The following is a 16,494-nucleotide window of genomic DNA, read 5'->3' on the forward strand; positions in this document are numbered from 1 at the left end:
CCCGGCCAAACCGGCCATCCGGCCCGTTTGGCCCGCTCGAGACCTCGGGTAGCCCGTTCGCATGAGTACCGACATCTTCGTGATCGGCCTGGACGAGGAGAACCAGCGCGTCCTCGAACGCCTGCCGTGGGCCACGAGCTACCGGTTCCACGGCCTGCTGACCCCCGAAGAGCTGCAGCACGGCGAAATCGACTTCGAAGCGCTGTTGAAGACGGCGCAGCACGAACTGGACGCCTTCGACGGCGAGGTCGGCGCGATCGTCAGCTATTGGGATTTCCCCGCCGCAACGCTCGTCCCCATCCTGTGCGGCCGCTACGGCCTGCCCAGTGTGTCGCTGGAAGCGGTGCTGAAGTGCGAGCACAAGTACTGGAGCCGGCTCGAGCAGAGAACGGTGATCGACGAGCTGCCGAACTTCGGCGTCGTCGACCTCGACGACGAGAAACCCGCTCCGCCGGAAGGCGTCGGCTACCCGATGTGGCTCAAGCCGGTGAAGTCCTTCTCCTCCGAACTCGCCTTCAAGGCCGGGAACGACGCCGAATTCGCCGACGCGGTGGCCGAGATCCGGTCCGGTGTCGGCCGCGTGGGGGAGCCGTTCGACTCCGTGCTCGGGCAGGTCGAGCTCCCGCCGGAGATCGCCCGGGTCGGGGGCGCCGCCTGCCTGGCCGAAGAAGCGCTGCACGGCGTCCAGGCGGCCGTCGAAGGGTACGTTTACCGCGGCGAGGTCACCGTCTACGGCGCGCTCGACTCGATCAACTACCCGGACAGCTCGTCCTTCCTGCGCCACCAGTACCCGTCGCAGCTGGGGGAGGAGACCGTCCAGCGGATGCGGGACGTGGCCGAGCGGGTGATGCGGCAGATCGGCTTCGACAACGGAACCTTCAGCATCGAGTTCTTCTGCGACCCCGAGTCCGGCCAGGTGGCCCTGCTGGAGATCAACCCCCGGCATTCGCAGTCGCACGCGGAGCTGTTCGAGTTCGTCGACGGCGTCGCCAACCACGAGATCATGGTGCGCCTCGGCCTCGGCCAGGATCCCGGCCGCCGCCCCACCAAGGGCACCTACCAGATCGCCGGCAAGTGGTACCTGCGCCGGTTCGAGGACGGCGTGGTGACGCGGGTGCCGACGCCCGAGGAGATCGCCGCGGTGCAGGACCGCATCGACGGCACGCAGATCACGATCGTGCCGGCGGCGGGGCAGCGGCTGTCGGACCTGCCCGAGCAGGACAGCTACAGCTTCGAGCTGGCGCAGCTGTTCGTCGCGGCGCACACCGAACACGAGATGGTGCAGAAGTACCGGGCGTGCGTGGACGCGCTGCCGTTCGAGTTCGCCGAAGCCTGACGCCGACGCGAAAAGCGGGGGTCGCGTTCGGACAGTCCGAACGCGACCCCCGCTCTTTTGTGCGGTCAGCCCGACTGCGGGTCGCTGTCGTCGTGCTCGTCGCCGCTCGACGTCCCCTGCTCGCCGCGCAGCGTCTCGCGCTGGGCCTCCGGGGTGTCGCCGTGCGGGTCGTTGCCGCGAGCACCTTCGGCGGGCTCGGTCGGGTGCTGGGTGCGCTCTTCGGATGTCATTTCGTGCCTCCTTCCAAAGTCCCTTCCGTACCGGATACCCGCCCACGCCCGGCTCAACCGCCGGCGTTTGCCCCGATGATCGCTGGGTAAGCCCGGGAGCGACGCGGTTGTCCGCCGGCGAGCGCGCCGGGACCGCGGCGAGTGAAGGAGACCCAGATGACCACGTCGGCGGAACCCGTCCGCCCGGGCCCCCTGGCCGCCCGGTCCGTCGTCCACCAGCCGGTGCCGGCCGCCCCGCGGATGCTGCGGCTGCCCGGCGTCTACCGCCCGCAGGAAGACACCGCCCTGCTCGCGTCGGCGATCGCCGAACTGGCGATCCCGGCCGGCGCGCGGGCCCTCGACCTGTGCACCGGCACCGGCGCGCAGGCGATCACGCTGGCCCGCCGCGGCGCGGGAACCGTGCTGGCCGTGGACCTTTCGCGCCGGGCGCTGGCCTCGGCGCGGCTCAACGCGCTGATCCGGCAGCTCGCCGTGCGCCCGTGCCGGGGAGGCCTCGCCAGAGCACTGCGCGAGGGCCCGTTCGACGTCGTCGTGGCCAACCCGCCCTACGTGCCGTCCCCGGCGCCGACGGTGCGGTCCACCCGGGGCTGGGACGCCGGCCGGGACGGCCGCGCGCTGCTGGACCCGCTGTGCGCCGCCGCGGGCACGCTGCTGCGCCCGGGCGGGACCATGCTGCTCGTCCACTCGACACTGTCCGATGTGGACAAGTCGCGGGAAATGCTGGCCGCGCAGGGGCTTCGCGCGTCGGTGGTGCGGCGGGCCCGGATCCCGTTCGGGCCGGTCCTGTCCGGGCGGACGGAGTTCCTCGAGGCGGCCGGGCTGATCGAGCCGGGCCAGCGGGTGGAGGAGCTGGTGGTGCTGCGTGCCGACCGCTGAGCGGGGTCCCCGCCGGGTGACCGTCGTCCCGGGCGGCCCGGTCCTGGTGGAGGGGCCGGTCGAGCTGTGCACGCCCGAGGGCGAGCTCGTGCGGTCCGACCGGTTCGTGGTCGCGGTGTGCGCGTGCCGCCGCAGCAAGCGGTTCCCGTTCTGCGACACCAGTCACCGCAAACGCGTCCGCACGCAGACGGATGACTGACGACTGACCACTGACGAAATGGCCTCCCGGTGCGATCCGGGAGGCCATTTCCGCGTCACGTGCGCAGTGAGGACTTCCCGGCCTTCCAGCGGCTCAGCACCTGCTCGCCGAAGCGGCCTTCGAGGAACTCGGTCGCCTGGATGCCGAACACGACGTCGGCGGCCAGCTCGGGCTCCTGCTCCAGCAGGTCGCCGAGCACGTCGTGGCGCATGACCTGCTCGTGGACCGCGTCCGCTTCGATGTGCTCGGTGTAGAAGAACCGGCACGCCTCCGGCGCGTCCAGGCGCCGCAAGGCCTGGTCCATCCGCTGTGCGGACGGCGCCGTCGTGATCTCCGCCGCCGCGAAGTGCCCGCACAGCGCACCCCGCAGCGACCGGTGCAGGCCGAACAGCGACATCATGTTGACCACCGCCAGCATCGTGCCGGGGACCTGGTCGATGAGCTCGAGGTAGCCGTCGGGCAGGCCGGCCGCGCGCAGCAGGTCGGTGTAGAGGCGCGCGTGCATCAGCTCCGCGCGGCCACCGCCGAACTCGTCGAACTCGACCGCCACCAGCGCGGCCTTGGCGCGGCCGCGCAGCCGGGGGATCACCCACGCGTGCGGGTCGGCTTCCTTGTGGTGGTAGACGGAGCGGTGCGTGAAGTACTCGCGCAGCTGCGTCCAGTCGCCGTGGTCGCGCAGGTAGTGCGAAACGCCTTCGACGTCGATCGGCTCGACCAGCAGGGCGTCCAGGGCGGCCGTGACGTCGTCGCCGCCGGCCACGTGGTCGCGGAGCGCGTCGAGGAACCGTGCCTCGAGCGCCCCGCGCAGGCGCAGCAGCTCCGGGTCCCATTCCCAGTCGGGGGACACGCCGGGCAGGCCCTGGTAGTGCAGTTCGTAGCACAGGTGCAGCGCCAGCTGGAGGTCGTCGCCGAGCGGGTCGGCGTCGGCGAGGCCGTCGAAGTCCAGGTCCGCCCGCGGGCGCTCGCGCAGCAACGTGGACAGGACCGACTCCGAGAGCGGGCCCCGGGCGGCCGGCAGGGTGGCCGCTCCGGCAGTGGTGGAAGTCGTCATGATCCCGGCTACCCGGTCAGCAGCGTTCCATGCGCCGCGGGCACGGTCGCCGCGGTGAGCCACCGCACCGCAGCCGCCGTTTCCCGATCGGCGACGGCGCGCTGCTGCGCGGCGCCGGTACCGCCGTCGCGGACCGCGTCGACGAGCTTCCGGACCTCGGCCAGGTCACCGCTCTCTTCCAGGGGCACCCGGACGTGGGCGAGGAGTTCGTCGACGAGTGTCCACGCCGGACGGCGGGTTTCCGCAGCGGCGTCCACGAGGTCTCCGGAGAGGCCGTGGCGCGCCGCGGCCCACACCGCGGCCGCGGCCACCTGCGGCGACAGCGGCGTGGCTTCCCGGCCGTCGGCGAGGTCGGTGAGGGCCCGCTGCACCAGCGCCCGGCTCAGCAGGGCCTGCAGCACCGCGTGGTCGACGGTCAGCGCGGTGTCGGCGACCCGGAACTCGACCGTGGGGAACCGGCCGGACGGGCGGGCCAGCCAGAACGTCTGGTCCGGGTCGACGAGCGCGCCGCAGCCGACCAGCGTCTCGACGGCCCGGCGGTACTCGGCGTGCCCGCTCAGGTGCGGGGCGACGCCGGCGCCGGGGAAGCGGGACTGCAGCACCATCCGCCAGCTGTCGTAGCCGGTGTCCCGGCCGTGGTCGAACGGCGAATTGCCGGACAGGGCGAGCAGCGTGGGGAGCCACCGGCCGACGTGGTTGACGACGGCGACGGCGGTGTCGGGATCGGGCACCCCGACGTGGACGTGGCACCCGCAGGCCTCGTAGTCGGCGACGACCGCGCCGTAGGTGGCGTCGATCTCGGCGTACCGGCCGGTGCTCGCCGGCGGCTCCGTGGCCGGTCCGGGCCCGACCGGCGTGCCGACGGCCAGGAGCGCGCAGTCTTCAGCCGCCGCGGCACCGGCCAGCACGCGGCGCGCGGCGGTGAGCTGGTGGCGGAGCTCGTCGGCGCCTGAGCAGACACCGGTGGCGGCTTCGAGCTGGGTGAGCCGCAGTTCCCGGTGCACCCGGACGCCGTCGGGCAGCGGCCCGTGGTGGCGGTACCGGGCCAGCACCGCTTCGGCGCACGGCGACGCGTGCCCCGTGCGGGGGTTCACGAGGAGGAACTCCTCTTCGACACCCATCGTGGGCGGGCCGTCGGACATGGGCGGGCTCCTTCCGGGACCGGCTGGGGTTACCCGTTCCGGTGGCGTAAATGCGTCCGGGCGCCGGGCTGGTTTCGTGATGAGCGCCCCGGGGGTACTTCGCACCCATGACGACCCACGAGCGGCTGCGGGTGACCGAGGTGGCCACCGCGCCGGTGCACCGCCTGCCCGCACCCCGCGCCCCGTCCGAAAGCGACCTGGGCAGCCGGATCCGGTGGAAGACCCCCGACGCCGTCGTGGTGGAGGTGCTGGGCGACGTGGACCTCTGCTCGGTGGCCCGGCTGGCGGCGGTGCTGGACGAGCACCTCCGGGCGCGTCCGGGTGTCCTGCGGATCGACCTGGGCCAGGTCTGGTTCCTCGGTGCCGCGGGCATCCGCGTCCTGCTGCGCGCCCACCGCCACGCCGAAGCTGTGGGGGTCCACCTGGTGGTCGACCCCGGCCGGTCGCGGGCCGCGGTCCGGGCACTCGAACTGCTCGACCGGCTTCAGGGCACCGCGCGTTAGGCCCTGTCCTCGAAGCAGACGACCGTCACCCATTTCGAGGACAGGCCCAGGAAAGCTCCCCGGTCAGTCAGCTGCCCGTGAGCAGGTCGACCACGTCTTCCGCGCGGTTCCGTTCGGCGAACCGGCGCCGTTGCCGGTCGGCGCCGCCGCCCTCGGCGGCCAGGCGGGCCGTGCCCTCCCAGACGAAGTCGAGGTCGCCGGCCGCTTCGAGGGCCGGGGTCACGAGCTGCACCAGGTCGTCGAGCACCACCTTCGCCGGCTCCAAGTCCCCGCTCTTCGGGTGCGGGCAGCAACCGGTGACCCCTTCGCGCGACGCGCGCCAGAGCTGCGCGCGCAGCACCTCGTTCGACAGGTGCGGCGCGGGCGCGTCCTCGGCCAGCGCGGTGGCGACCAGGGCGCGCGCCAGCACGCCCAGCAGCACCGCGTCTTCCGGCACCGCGGCGACGTCGGCGATGCGGAACTCCAGCGTCGGCTGCTTGTCCGAGAGCCGCACGTCCCAGTAGATCATTCCGCGGTCGAGGATCGAGCCCGCGCGCAGCCAGCCGTCGACGATGCTTTCGTACTCGTCCAAGGACGCGAACCGCGGCGGCGGTCCCGCCGACGGCCAGCGGCTCCACTGCTGGTAGCGCCAGCTGCAGTAACCCGTGTCGTAGCCGTCGGAGATCGCCGAGTTCGCGGTCAGCGCGAGCAGGATGGGCAGCCACGGCCGGATCCGGTTCAGGACCTGGACGCCGCTCTCCTTGTCCGGGATCGCGACGTGCACGTGGCAGCCGCAGGTGAGCGAAGTCCGCGCGGTGGCGCCGAAGTGCTCGGCCATCCGCTCGTAGCGCGGGTTCGGGGTGATGACGGGCGGGTTGGCTTCGAACAGCAGCGGGGACGCGGCGGGCAGCACGCGGTACCCGCGCCGCCGGGCGGCCCCGGCGAGGTCTTCGCGCAGCCCGCGCAGCTGGCGCAGGGCTTCGGTGTGGGTGCGGCAGACATCGGTGGCCGCCTCGGCCTGGGAGCGGGTGAGTTCGTGCTGCAGCTCGCCCTGGTCGTCGCCGGCGGCTTCCGCCGCGTCGACGACGTCGTCGCCGGCGTGGGACAGGTGCCCTCGGCGGTCGACGACGAAGAACTCCTCTTCGATGCCGAACGTCAGCACATCGCCTGTCGGTTGGTTCACCGCTGTTCTCCTGGGGGTTCGGGGACCGGTTGGATACCCGTGCGGCGGTTTCGGCAAACGGCGTTTTCCGGCGCCGGGAGCGGGTATTCGCCCGGTCATGTCGACCGACGCCATCGTGCTGCTCAAAAACGACCACAAGACCGTGGAGAAGCTCTTCAAGCAATTCGAGAAGGCAGGGGAGGACGCGTACGACGAGAAGCGCCGGATCGCCGACTCCATCATCGAAGAGCTGACCGTCCACGCATACATCGAGGAGGAGATCTTCTACCCGGCGGCGCGGGAAGCCGTGCCACAGACGAAAGACCACATCCTGGAGAGCGTCGAGGAGCACCACGTCGTGGTGTGGATGCTGTCCGAACTGCACGGCATGGACCCGAAGGAGGAGACCTTCGACGCGAAGGTCACGGTCCTCACCGAGAACGTCCGCCACCACGTCGAAGAGGAAGAGGACGAGTGGTTCCCCGAGGTCCGCTCGGCGATGGGCCGCAAGCAGCTGCAGGAGCTGGGGCAGCGGATGATCGACGCCCGCCCGGCCGCGCCGAAGAACCCGTTGGAGCTCAAGAGCGCCAAGGCCTGACGGTCCTCGCGAAACGCCCGGCGGGTCGTGCACCCGCCGGGCGTTTTCGTCACCGCTTCGCGACGACCCGGATCGACTTCAGCGCGGAGTCGGCCGGGTCGGGCAGCTCCATGCCGGCCGCGAGGCCGCTGCGCAGGTAGTCGAGCATCGGCTGGGTGATCACCTCGCCGGGCAGCACACCGGGCGCCCCCGGCGGGTACGGCGTGATCATCTCGGCCGCGATCCGGCCGGCCGCCTCCGCCGCGGGCACCTGTTCGGCGGGGCCGAAGAAGGCGTCGCGCGGCAGCATCGCCGTCTCCAGCTCCATCTCCCGCGGCGAAGGCAGCTCCACCTTCGGCGGCTTCTCGAACGACGACGCGACCTTCACCAGCGCGTCGACGGCGTTGATCAGCGTGCCCGCGGTCGCTTCGTCGTCGGAGTGGGTGAACTGGGCGACGATCCGGCGGTGGTCGGACAGTCCCACGGTGACCCGCCGGTGCTCGCGCAGCCAGTCGGCGGCCTGGTACCCGCTGATGCCCAGCGGCTCGAGGTCGAGCACGACCTTGAGCGGGTCGACCGAGTCGGCGAGGTCCGGGCCGAGGAATTCGTCGTGCATCACCGAAACGCCCAGCTCGGTCAGCCGGCCGCGCACCGACTCGACGAGCGTCAGGGCGCCGTCGAGCAGGTCCCGGCCCTGTTCGGCCATCTGCCGCCGCCAGCCGTCGAGGGCCGCGTAGACCAGGGAGCTCGCGCTCGTCGTGCCGAGCAGGTCCTCCCGCGACTTCAGCACCTCCGGGTCGACGCGGTCGCCCTGCAGGTGGAAGACCGAGCTCTGCTCGACCGCGGCACCCATCTTGTGCACGCTCGTGACGCACACGTCGGCACCGGCGTCCATGCCCCACGGCGGCAGGCCGTCGTGGAACGGCAGGTGGGCGCCCCACGCTTCGTCGACGATCAGCGGCAGCCCGCGTTCGTGGCACCAGGCGGCGATCGCGCGGAGATCGCCGCCCGTGCCGTAGTCGGTCGGGGTCACCACGAGCGCGCCCTTGACCTCCGGATCGCTCTCGTAGGCCTCCGCGAACTCCCGGACGCCCGGCGGGTGGCTCAGGTGCCGCTCGGCGTCCCAGTGGGGCCGCACCCAGACCGGCCGGACGCCGCTGACGATCAGCCCGGAGATCACCGACTTGTGGACGTGCCGGGGCACCAGCAGCTTTTCGTGCGGCCCGGCGACGGCGAGCATCGCGCTCTTCACCGAAAGCGAGCTGCCGCAGGTCGAGAAGAACGTGTGCTCGGCGCCGACCGCGTCGGCCATCAGCTCCTGGGCGTGGGCGAGCACGCCCTGGCGCATCAGCCGGTCGTCGAGGCCGTTGAGCGCGATGACGTCGGATTTGAACACGTCGGCCCCGACGATCTCCAGCACCCGCGGGTCGATACCGCGGCCCTGCTTGTGACCGGGCGCGTTGAACGGGACGTAGCCGGCGCTGTGGTAGTCGCGCAGCGCCTCGAGCACCGGTGCTTTGCTGTGGTCCATTCCGCCGGGTAGCCGGATGCGGCTCGCGCGAAACACGCGCGTAACACCCAGGTGGCGTGCCCGTGCGTGATTGGGGTATTCCGGAGGGCATGGAGTGGCACGAGGATCTGCACGAGCGGGCCGACGAGGGTATCGAGCACCTGGACGAGCGGTTGTGGGCCGTCGCCACCGCGCTGCACGAGCGGCCGGAACTGTCCTATGAGGAGCACGCTGCCGCCGAACGGCTCACCGGCGAACTGGCCGCGGACGGCTTCGCGGTGGAAACCGGGGTCGCCGGCCTCCCCACGTCCTTCGTCGCGCGCGCCGGTCACGGACGGCCGTGTGTCGCGCTGCTGCTCGAGTACGACGCCCTGCCCGGCCTCGGGCACGCCTGTGGGCACAACCTGATCGCCGCGGCCGGCCTGGGCGCCGCGCTGGCCGCCAAGGACGTCCTGGGGGACGCTCCGGGTTCGCTGCTCGCCGTGGGCACCCCGGCCGAGGAGCGCGGCGGCGGCAAGGTCGCGATGGCCGAGGCGGGCGTCTTCGACGACGTCGACGCGGCCCTGATGGTCCACCCCGGCGTCCATTCGTGGTCGTGGGCGCCGCTGACCGCGCAGGTGGAGCTGAAGGTGACCTTCCACGGCCGGGCGGCGCACCCGACCGGCGACCCGGAGCACGGCATCGACGCCCTCGCCGCGCTGATCCAGGCGTTCGGCGCGGTCTCGGCCCTGCGCCAGCGGCTGCCCGCCGGATCACACGTCCAGGGGATCATCACCCACGGTGGCGAGGCGACGAACATCGTCCCCGAGCGCGCCGAAGGCCGGTTCGGCCTCCGCGCCCTCACCACCGACGCGCTGGACCGCCTCGTCGGGGACGTGACGACGTGCGCGGAAGGCGCGGCGCTGGCGACCGGGGCGAAGGTCGACGTCGAACGCCTCGGCCGCGGGTACGCGCACTTCCGCGACAACCCGGTGCTGTCGGAGCGGTTCACCGAGCACCTGGCGGCGCGCGGGATCCACGCGACCCCGCCGGCGCCCGGCGTCTTCCTCGGCTCGTCGGACATCGGGAACGTCAGCGTCCGCGTCCCGGCGATCCACCCGTTCGTCGCGATCACGGCGGAGGAGAAGTCGGACCACACGCCGGAGTTCGCGGAAGCGGCGGCGAGCCCGCGCGGCCGGGTGGCGATGCTGGCGTCGGCCGCGGCCCTGGCGCGCACGGTGATCGACCTGCGGACGCACCCGGCGCTGGTCAGCCGCGCGTGGGACAGCTTCCGGGACCTGGCGCGCAACGGGCACTGACCGGTCGGGCGCGCCGGTGCGGTCCCCGGCACCGGCGCGCCCGGGGTTTCACGCCACCGGCGTGTAGTGCGACGCGTCGCCTTCGAGCGACTCGCTCGGCCGCCCGTCGAGGCCCACCGGCACGTCGCCGGCCACCGTGACCCGGTTCAGCCGCCGGGGCAGGCCGTCGTAGTTGTCGATCGCGTAGTGCTGGGTGATCCGGTTGTCGAACAGGACCAGCTGGTCCGGCTCCCACGCCACGCGTACGACGTTCTCCGGCCGCGTGACGTAGGACTGCAGCAGCCGCAGCAGGTCCCGCGACTCGGCCACCGACAGGCCTTCGATGCGCTGGGCGAACCCGCCGATGAACAGGCCGCGCTCGCCGGTCACCGGGTGCACCCGCACCACCGGGTGGACGGTCCGGTACTTCCGCGAGACGAACTGCTCCCGCCGCGCGCGCTCCTGCTCGTCCACCGTCTCCGGCGGCTGGACGTAGTCGTAGTCGTTGGTGTGCACCGCCCGCAGCGTGTCGGCGAAGGCCCGCAGCGGCTCCGGCAGGTCCCGGTAGGCCGCGGCGGCGTTCGCGATCAGCGTCTCCCCGCCGTAGGGCGGCACCACCAGGCTGCGCAGCGTGCTCGCCTTCGGCGGGTTGAGCACGAAGGTGACGTCGGTGTGCCAGTGGTTGGCGCGGCCCCGCTCGCTGTCGACGGGCAGGATCGTCGGCGCGCCCTCGACGGCGGGCACCGTCGGGTGGGCCTTCGTGAGCTCGCCGAAGCGCGCGGCGAACCGCTGCTGGGTCTCGTCGTCGAGCCGGGCGTTCCGGAACACCAGCGCCTTGTGCTCGTGGAGGGCGTCGGTCAGGAACGCGACCTGCGTGTCGTCGAGGTCGCCGGCCGGGTCGAAGCCGACGATCTCGGCGCCGATCCTCCCGGTCAGCTTGCGGACGTCGGTGCCGATGGTGGTCATGCGGGCTCCTTCACTCGGTTGCGGTTGGCGGGACGCGCGAGGCCGTAGTGCTCGCGCAGGGTGGTGCCGGAGTACTCGGTGCGGAAGAGCCCGCGCCGCTGCAGTTCCGGGACGACGAGGTCGACGAAGTCGTCGAGCCCGCCGGGCAGGGTGGGCGGCATGACGTTGAAACCGTCGGCGGCGCCGCCGAGGAACCACGCCTCCAGCTCGTCGGCGACCTGCGCCGGGGTGCCGGCGAAGACGCGGTGCCCGCGCCCGCCGGCCAGCCTTTCCAGCAGCTGCCGGATGGTCAGGTCCTCGCGCCGGGCCAGCCCGACGACCAGGTCGAACCGGCTCTGGCCGCCCTCGGTGAAGCTGCCGACGTCGGGCAGCGGGCCGTCCAGCGGGTAGCCGGTGACGTCGTGGTCGAGCATCTTCGACAGCTGCCGCAGCCCGTAGTCCGGGATGATCAGCGCGTTCAGCTCGGCTTCCCGCGCGCGGGCCTCGGCCTCGGTGCGGCCGAGGATCGGCGAAATCCCGGGCAGGATCTTGATTTCGTCCGGCGTGCGGCCGTACTTCGCGAGGCGCCCTTTGACGTCGTCGTAGAACGCCTTGCCTTCGGCGTAAGTCTGCTGCGCGGTGAACACGGCTTCGGCGTGCCGGGCCGCGTACTCCTTGCCGGTCTCCGACGACCCGGCCTGCACGAGCAGCGGGTGACCCTGGGGCGGGCGTTCGATGTTGAGCGGCCCGCGGACCTGGAAGTGGGGCCCGTCGTGCTCGATCGCGCGGATCCGGTCCGTGTCGGCGTAGACCCCGCTCGGCCGGTCGACGACCGCCGCGTCGTCGTCCCAGCTGTCCCACAGCTTCTTGACGACGTCGACGAACTCCTCGGCCCGGTCGTACCGCGCGTCGTGCGACGGGCGCTTGGCCAGGTTGAAGTTCCGGGCCTCGTCGATGCCCGCCGACGTGACGATGTTCCAGCCCGCGCGGCCGCCGGAGAGGTGGTCGAGCGAAGCGAACTTCCGGGCCAGGTGGTAGGGCTCGTTGTAGGTCGTCGACGCCGTGGCGATCAGTCCGATGTGGACCGTGGACGCGGCGAGCGCCGAAAGCAGCGTCAGCGGTTCGAAGTGGCTGTGCGAGTTGTGCTTCACGTTGACCCACAGGGCGACGCCGTCGGCGAGGAAGAGCGAGTCGAGCTTGCCGCGCTCGGCGGTCCGCGCGATGTCCACGTAGTGCTGCAGCGTCCGCGCCCGGTGCGGGTCGGTCGAGGGGTGCCGCCAGGCGGCTTCGTGGTGGCCGTTCGGCATCACGAACGCGTTGAGGTGCATCATGACTTCTCCTTGGGGCGCCAGGTGGAAAACCGCCGTTCGAGGGCGACGAAACCGGCGTTGACGAGCACGCCGAGCAGCGAGACCGCGATGATCCCGGCGTACATCTGCTGGATCTGGAAGTTCACCTGGCTCGTGTTGATGAGGTAGCCGAGCCCGGCCTTGGCACCGACCATCTCCGCGGCCACCAGCACGAGGATCGAGTACGACGCCGCCATCCGGACGCCGGTGAACACCGTGGGCACCGCCGAGGGCAGGATCACCTTCCGGAACAGCCGCGGGCTGGACAGCCCCAGCGAACGGGCCGCCTTGACCAGCAGCGGGTCGACCGTGTTGACCCCGGCGATCGTGTTGAGCAGCACCGGCCACACGCAGGCGTACACGACGAGGGTGACCTTCGACAGCTCCCCGATGCCCAGCAGCAGCGTGAACACCGGCAGCAGCGCCAGGGCGGCGGTGTTGCGGGCGAGCTCCAGCAGCGGCTGCAGGAACCGCGCCACCGGCCGGTACCAGCCGATCAGCAGCCCGAGCGGCACGGCCACCGCGACGGCGACGGCGAACCCGGCGGCGGACCGGCCGATGCTGGCCAGCAGGTGGTCGGCGAGTTCGCCGTCGAGCGCGAGGTCCCACAGCGCCTGCAGGTCCTCCGACAGCGGCGGCAGGAACGTCCGGGTGCTCTCGTCGAGGACGAACCGGGGGACCAGCTCCCAGAGCGCGACGAACAGCACGACCGCGGCGGACGCGTGCACCGCCCGGGTGAGTCTCTTCCGCCACCGCCGTGGCTTCCTCGCCGAGGTCGTGAGTCCGACGTGGACGGCCGGTGCCTCGAGGGTGGTGGTCATCGGGCCGCGCTCCGTTCGTGTTCGGCCGCCTTGCGGACCTCGTCGTGCAGCAGTTCCCAGAGCCGGTGGCGCTGCCGCCCGAACGCCGCGCCGGAGCGGACGTCCCCGGTGCGGTCGCCGAGGTCGACGTCGACGACGGCCTTGAGCCGCCCGGGCCGCGACGTCAGCACCGCGACCTGTTGTCCCAGGTAGACGGCCTCGTCGATGCCGTGGGTGATGAAGACGATCGTCTTGCCGGTGCGGCGCCAGATCCGCAGCAGCTCCTCCTGCAGCTGCTCGCGGGTCTGCGCGTCGAGCGCGGCGAACGGTTCGTCCATCAGCAGCACGGCGGGGTCGTAGGCGAGGCTGCGGGCGATCGCGACGCGCTGCTTCATGCCGCCGGACAGCTCGTGCGGGTAGCGGTCCTCGAAGCCGGACAGCCCGACCAGGGCGAGGTATTCGCGCGCCCGCTCCGCCCGCTGCCGCTTCCCGAGCGAGCCGCCTTCGAGGCCGAATTCGACGTTGGCGCGGGCCGTGCGCCAGGGGAACAGCGCGTACTGCTGGAAGACGACCCCGCGGTCGAGGCCCGGGCCGCGCACCGGCTCGCCGTCGATGAGCACCTCGCCCGACGTCGGGGTGGTGAGCCCGCCCAGCAGGTCGAGCAGCGTCGACTTGCCCGAGCCGCTGGGGCCGACCAGGGACAGGAACGTGCCGTCGGCGATGTCGAGGGAGACGTCGTCCAGGGCGGTCAGCTCACCGAAGGTCTTGGTCACCGAGCGGATGCCGATCACTTGGCCACCGCCGGAGCGCCGTCGCGGTAGGGGTTGAACTCGTTGGTGTAGAGCTTCGAGGTGTCGATCCGGTCGTGCTTGAGGTAGCCCTCCTGCTTCAGCCAGGGCTCCCACCGGGTGTAGTCCGCATCGGAGATCAGGCCGGCGCGGGTGATGCCGACGCTCTTCCAGTACTTCAGCGTGTCGGTGCTTTCGTTGCGGCCGCGGGCTTTGATGATCTTCGTGAAGCGCGCGATCACCTCGTCGCGCGGGGTGGTGCGTTCCCACTCGATCGCCTTGGCCACGGCGGAGACGAAGACCTTCGCGGTCTCCGGGTACTTCTTGATGAAGTCGGTGCGCAGCACGTACGGCCCGCCGTTGTAGGGCCCGAACGCGCCGACGTCGGTGAACAGCGGGCGCACGCCACCGGCGGCGACGGCGTGGTCCTGCAGGATTCCCTGCAGCGCGGCGACGTCGAGCTGGCCGTTGCGCAGGGCCTGTTCGGCGTTCACCGGCGGGATGACGACCAGCTGCACCTGCTTGATCTCGTCGTCGGCGAGGCCTTGGCCCTTCAGCCACGTGTCGAGCGCGGCCTCGAGGTTCGCCCCGGCGGTGTTGACGCCGACCTTCTTGCCGATCAGGTCGCGGGCGGTCCGGATCGGACTGTCCTCTCGGGTGTAGAAGCCGATGAAGGTCCGGTCGTCGGAGCCGTAGTAGTTGACGACCGCCTTGACCGGCGCGCCCGCTTCGACGAGCTTGACGACCGCGCCGGTGAAGGCGCCGCCGAAGTCGGTCTGGTCGGTGGCCGCCGACTGGATGTCCTGGGGGCCGCTGATCGTGTTGCCGACCCACTTCAGCTTGACCGGGCCGAAGTAGCCCAGGTCCTCGGCGAGTTCGGGGAGGGTCACGGAGTTCGCGCTGCCCTGGTAGCGCAGTTCCAGCTTCTCGGGTTGGCCGGGTGCACCGGTGGCCGTCGCCGAAGCGCAGCCGGCCAGCAGCACCACGGCGGCGGCGAACAGGGGCAGGGTTTTCTTCACGGTGGTTTCGTCCGTTCCGGGAGTCGGCGGGGATGCAGCAATTGTTCGCAGCCGACGAGCGGACGGTCAATTTTGCGAGTTCGTGAAATAACTCCGCCGGTTCACGAGGCGCGCGGCAACCCGGTCAGCAGCGGACCGAGCGGGTCGTCGTAAAGCACGTCCAGGAGCACCGCGCCGCCGGCCGTCGCCAGCTCGGTCCCCGGAAAGCTGGTGCCCACAACGGTTTCCGCCGGATCGGGGCAGCGCGACCGGTCGCGGACCTCGTCCCGGATGATGGGAAGGCAGCCGGGTACCCGGGTTACACTGCGGTCGACCACCACGAGCACGGCCGGGTTGAGCACTTCGAGCAGGAGCGCCGCCGCCTGGCCGACGAGCCGCGCGCGTTCGTGGAACAACCGCGCCGCCGCGGAATGGCCGGATTCGGCGAGCGCGAGCAATTCCGGAAAGTCCGGGCGCTCGAGCAAACCGCATTCCACGGCCGCGCGAGCGAGCGTTCCTTCCGAGACGGCGGCTTCGAGGCAGCCGGTGCGCCCGCAGCGGCACGGCTCGGTGCTGCCGTCGACCGGCAGGTGCGCGACGGCGCCCGCGGCCGATCGCGGTCCGTGGTGCACGCCGGCGCCGGTGGCGAACGCGGCGTCGACGACGTTGCCGGTGAACAGCTGCACGACGCTGTCCCGGGCGCGCGGGTGCCCGAAGAGCCGTTCGGCGTGCACCAGCGCCCGCGCGTGCCCGTCGACCTCCACCGCCAGCCCGGTGCTGCCGGTCAGGAGGTCGCGGACCGGGACGTTCCGCCAGCCGAGCAGCGGGTGCTCGACGACGGTGCCGGACGCGCGGTCGACCCAGCCGCCGGTGGCGACGCCGAGCCCGAGCGGCTCGCGGTCCGGGGCGTGCCCGAGCAGCAGGTCGTCGAAGATCTCGGCCGCGCGCGCGAGCAGGTCCTCGGCGGCCAGGCCGTCGTGCGGTTCTTCGTGCTGGACCAGCACGTTCCCGCGCAGGTCGAGCAGGGCGACGGTGGCGTGGTGCACGGCCAGGTGCAGCGCGCCGGCGACGTGCCGCCCGGTGTCGAGGTCGACCGGCACGTGCGGCCGTCCGACGCGCCCGCGCGGTTCGGGCCCGGACTCGACGAGTTCGTGCAGCAGCCCGAGCCGGGCCAGCTCGGCGGTGTGCCCGGTGACCGCGGCCGCGGACAGCCCCGTCCGCCGCGCGATGGTGCTGCGCGCGATCGGCCCTCCGTCGAGCACCGCCCGCAGCACGGCGCTCGCGCTGGCGCTGCGCCGGGCGCCGCGCGCATCCGTCCTCTGTGGACTCCTCGCCCGGCTGGTCATCGCCCGATCGTGGCAGACGAACCGGCGCGCGCCCAGTATGCCCAGGATGCGGGCTTGACGCATACCCATATGGGAATATGATGTGCTGCGTGGCACGAGCAGCGACGACGGCGGACACCTTCAACGCGGTCGCCGAACCCCGGCGGCGGCAGATCCTCGACGTCCTGAGGGACGGCGAGCGGTCGGTCGGCGACCTCGTCGACCTGCTCGGCCTGGCCCAGCCCCAGGTCTCGAAGCACCTGCGGGTGCTGCGCGAGGTCGGTGCGGTGGACGTGCGCGGCGACGGCCGCCAGCGGCTCTACCGGCTCAACGGCGCCGCGCTCAAGCCCATCCACGATTGGGTCAAGCGCTACGAACGGACGTGGGCGGAGCGGTTCGACCTGATGGACGACGTCCTCGAGGAACTCAAGGAACAGGAGCAGTGAC

General features: G+C 72.0%; 18 protein-coding genes. 7 read left to right on the forward strand and 11 right to left on the reverse strand.

Annotated elements, in window-relative coordinates; genetic code table 11:
- Nucleotides 1–61 precede the first annotated feature (61 nt).
- Entirely contained in the window at nucleotides 62–1,336 is a 1,275-nt protein-coding gene (locus C2L58_RS19380) for an ATP-grasp domain-containing protein (protein WP_103338991.1), read from the forward strand.
- A gap of 65 nt (nucleotides 1,337–1,401) precedes the next feature.
- Here C2L58_RS19380 and C2L58_RS49845 read toward each other — a convergent pair whose 3' ends face one another.
- Nucleotides 1,402–1,566, reverse strand: a complete 165-nt coding sequence (locus C2L58_RS49845) for a hypothetical protein (protein ID WP_199191335.1) — start codon at nucleotides 1,564–1,566, stop codon at nucleotides 1,402–1,404.
- A 156-nt stretch (nucleotides 1,567–1,722) separates the two neighbouring features.
- On the opposite strand from C2L58_RS49845, the gene C2L58_RS19385 reads away from it, so the two are divergent.
- Nucleotides 1,723–2,442, forward strand: coding sequence for a methyltransferase (locus C2L58_RS19385; protein WP_103338992.1), 720 nt, complete (start codon nucleotides 1,723–1,725; stop codon nucleotides 2,440–2,442).
- On the forward strand, nucleotides 2,429–2,641 hold the full coding sequence (locus C2L58_RS19390) for a CDGSH iron-sulfur domain-containing protein (protein ID WP_103338993.1): 213 nt from the start codon (nucleotides 2,429–2,431) through the stop codon (nucleotides 2,639–2,641). The genes C2L58_RS19385 and C2L58_RS19390 overlap by 14 nt, the downstream gene beginning before the upstream one ends.
- Nucleotides 2,642–2,696: 55 nt before the next feature.
- On the opposite strand, the gene C2L58_RS19395 is transcribed toward C2L58_RS19390, so the two are convergent.
- Together C2L58_RS19395 and C2L58_RS19400 are read right to left on the reverse strand one after the other, a co-directional pair.
- Nucleotides 2,697–3,692 (reverse strand): iron-containing redox enzyme family protein, encoded by a 996-nt coding sequence (locus C2L58_RS19395; protein ID WP_103338994.1) that lies wholly within the window; start codon nucleotides 3,690–3,692, stop codon nucleotides 2,697–2,699.
- An 8-nt stretch (nucleotides 3,693–3,700) separates the two neighbouring features.
- Complete coding sequence (locus C2L58_RS19400; protein ID WP_103338995.1) at nucleotides 3,701–4,834, reverse strand: carboxylate-amine ligase; 1,134 nt, start codon at nucleotides 4,832–4,834, stop codon at nucleotides 3,701–3,703.
- Nucleotides 4,835–4,941: 107 nt separating this feature from the next.
- On the opposite strand from C2L58_RS19400, the gene C2L58_RS19405 reads away from it, so the two are divergent.
- A complete protein-coding gene (locus tag C2L58_RS19405; protein WP_103338996.1) occupies nucleotides 4,942–5,337 on the forward strand; it encodes an STAS domain-containing protein in 396 nt (131 codons plus the stop codon).
- Nucleotides 5,338–5,404: 67 nt separating this feature from the next.
- Here the strand turns inward: C2L58_RS19405 and C2L58_RS19410 are convergent, their stop codons facing one another.
- The gene (locus C2L58_RS19410; protein ID WP_103338997.1) at nucleotides 5,405–6,499 is read right to left on the reverse strand and encodes a carboxylate-amine ligase; all 1,095 of its coding nucleotides are present in this window, start codon (nucleotides 6,497–6,499) and stop codon (nucleotides 5,405–5,407) included.
- Nucleotides 6,500–6,596: 97 nt separating this feature from the next.
- Here C2L58_RS19410 and C2L58_RS19415 point away from each other — a divergent pair, with 97 nt between their 5' ends.
- Nucleotides 6,597–7,076: a hemerythrin domain-containing protein gene (locus C2L58_RS19415; protein WP_103338998.1), complete on the forward strand. Its 480-nt coding sequence runs from the start codon at nucleotides 6,597–6,599 to the stop codon at nucleotides 7,074–7,076.
- Nucleotides 7,077–7,125: 49 nt separating this feature from the next.
- On the opposite strand, the gene C2L58_RS19420 is transcribed toward C2L58_RS19415, so the two are convergent.
- Nucleotides 7,126–8,586, reverse strand: a complete 1,461-nt coding sequence (locus C2L58_RS19420) for an aminotransferase class I/II-fold pyridoxal phosphate-dependent enzyme (protein ID WP_103338999.1) — start codon at nucleotides 8,584–8,586, stop codon at nucleotides 7,126–7,128.
- An 89-nt stretch (nucleotides 8,587–8,675) separates the two neighbouring features.
- Between C2L58_RS19420 and C2L58_RS19425 the strand changes: the two genes are divergently transcribed.
- Nucleotides 8,676–9,863, forward strand: coding sequence for an amidohydrolase (locus tag C2L58_RS19425; RefSeq protein ID WP_103339000.1), 1,188 nt, complete (start codon nucleotides 8,676–8,678; stop codon nucleotides 9,861–9,863).
- 48 nt (nucleotides 9,864–9,911) lie between these two features.
- Here C2L58_RS19425 and C2L58_RS19430 read toward each other — a convergent pair whose 3' ends face one another.
- From C2L58_RS19430 to C2L58_RS19455, 6 genes are all read right to left on the reverse strand, one after another.
- Nucleotides 9,912–10,808 (reverse strand): TauD/TfdA dioxygenase family protein, encoded by an 897-nt coding sequence (locus C2L58_RS19430; RefSeq protein WP_103339001.1) that lies wholly within the window; start codon nucleotides 10,806–10,808, stop codon nucleotides 9,912–9,914.
- Nucleotides 10,805–12,118, reverse strand: a complete 1,314-nt coding sequence (locus C2L58_RS19435) for an LLM class flavin-dependent oxidoreductase (protein ID WP_103339002.1) — start codon at nucleotides 12,116–12,118, stop codon at nucleotides 10,805–10,807. The genes C2L58_RS19430 and C2L58_RS19435 overlap by 4 nt, the downstream gene beginning before the upstream one ends.
- Nucleotides 12,115–12,957 (reverse strand): ABC transporter permease, encoded by an 843-nt coding sequence (locus tag C2L58_RS19440; RefSeq protein WP_103339003.1) that lies wholly within the window; start codon nucleotides 12,955–12,957, stop codon nucleotides 12,115–12,117. The genes C2L58_RS19435 and C2L58_RS19440 overlap by 4 nt, the downstream gene beginning before the upstream one ends.
- Nucleotides 12,954–13,727, reverse strand: a complete 774-nt coding sequence (locus C2L58_RS19445; RefSeq protein WP_103339004.1) for an ABC transporter ATP-binding protein — start codon at nucleotides 13,725–13,727, stop codon at nucleotides 12,954–12,956. The genes C2L58_RS19440 and C2L58_RS19445 overlap by 4 nt, the downstream gene beginning before the upstream one ends.
- Nucleotides 13,724–14,743 (reverse strand): ABC transporter substrate-binding protein, encoded by a 1,020-nt coding sequence (locus C2L58_RS19450; protein ID WP_103339005.1) that lies wholly within the window; start codon nucleotides 14,741–14,743, stop codon nucleotides 13,724–13,726. The genes C2L58_RS19445 and C2L58_RS19450 overlap by 4 nt, the downstream gene beginning before the upstream one ends.
- A gap of 101 nt (nucleotides 14,744–14,844) precedes the next feature.
- Nucleotides 14,845–16,068: an ROK family protein gene (locus C2L58_RS19455; protein ID WP_103339006.1), complete on the reverse strand. Its 1,224-nt coding sequence runs from the start codon at nucleotides 16,066–16,068 to the stop codon at nucleotides 14,845–14,847.
- Between the two features lie 89 nt (nucleotides 16,069–16,157).
- Between C2L58_RS19455 and C2L58_RS19460 the strand changes: the two genes are divergently transcribed.
- On the forward strand, nucleotides 16,158–16,493 hold the full coding sequence (locus tag C2L58_RS19460) for an ArsR/SmtB family transcription factor (protein ID WP_103339421.1): 336 nt from the start codon (nucleotides 16,158–16,160) through the stop codon (nucleotides 16,491–16,493).
- The last annotated feature ends 1 nt before the right edge of the window (nucleotide 16,494 follow it).

Source organism: Amycolatopsis sp. CA-126428, assembly GCF_002904335.1.
Lineage (GTDB): Bacteria > Actinomycetota > Actinomycetes > Mycobacteriales > Pseudonocardiaceae > Amycolatopsis.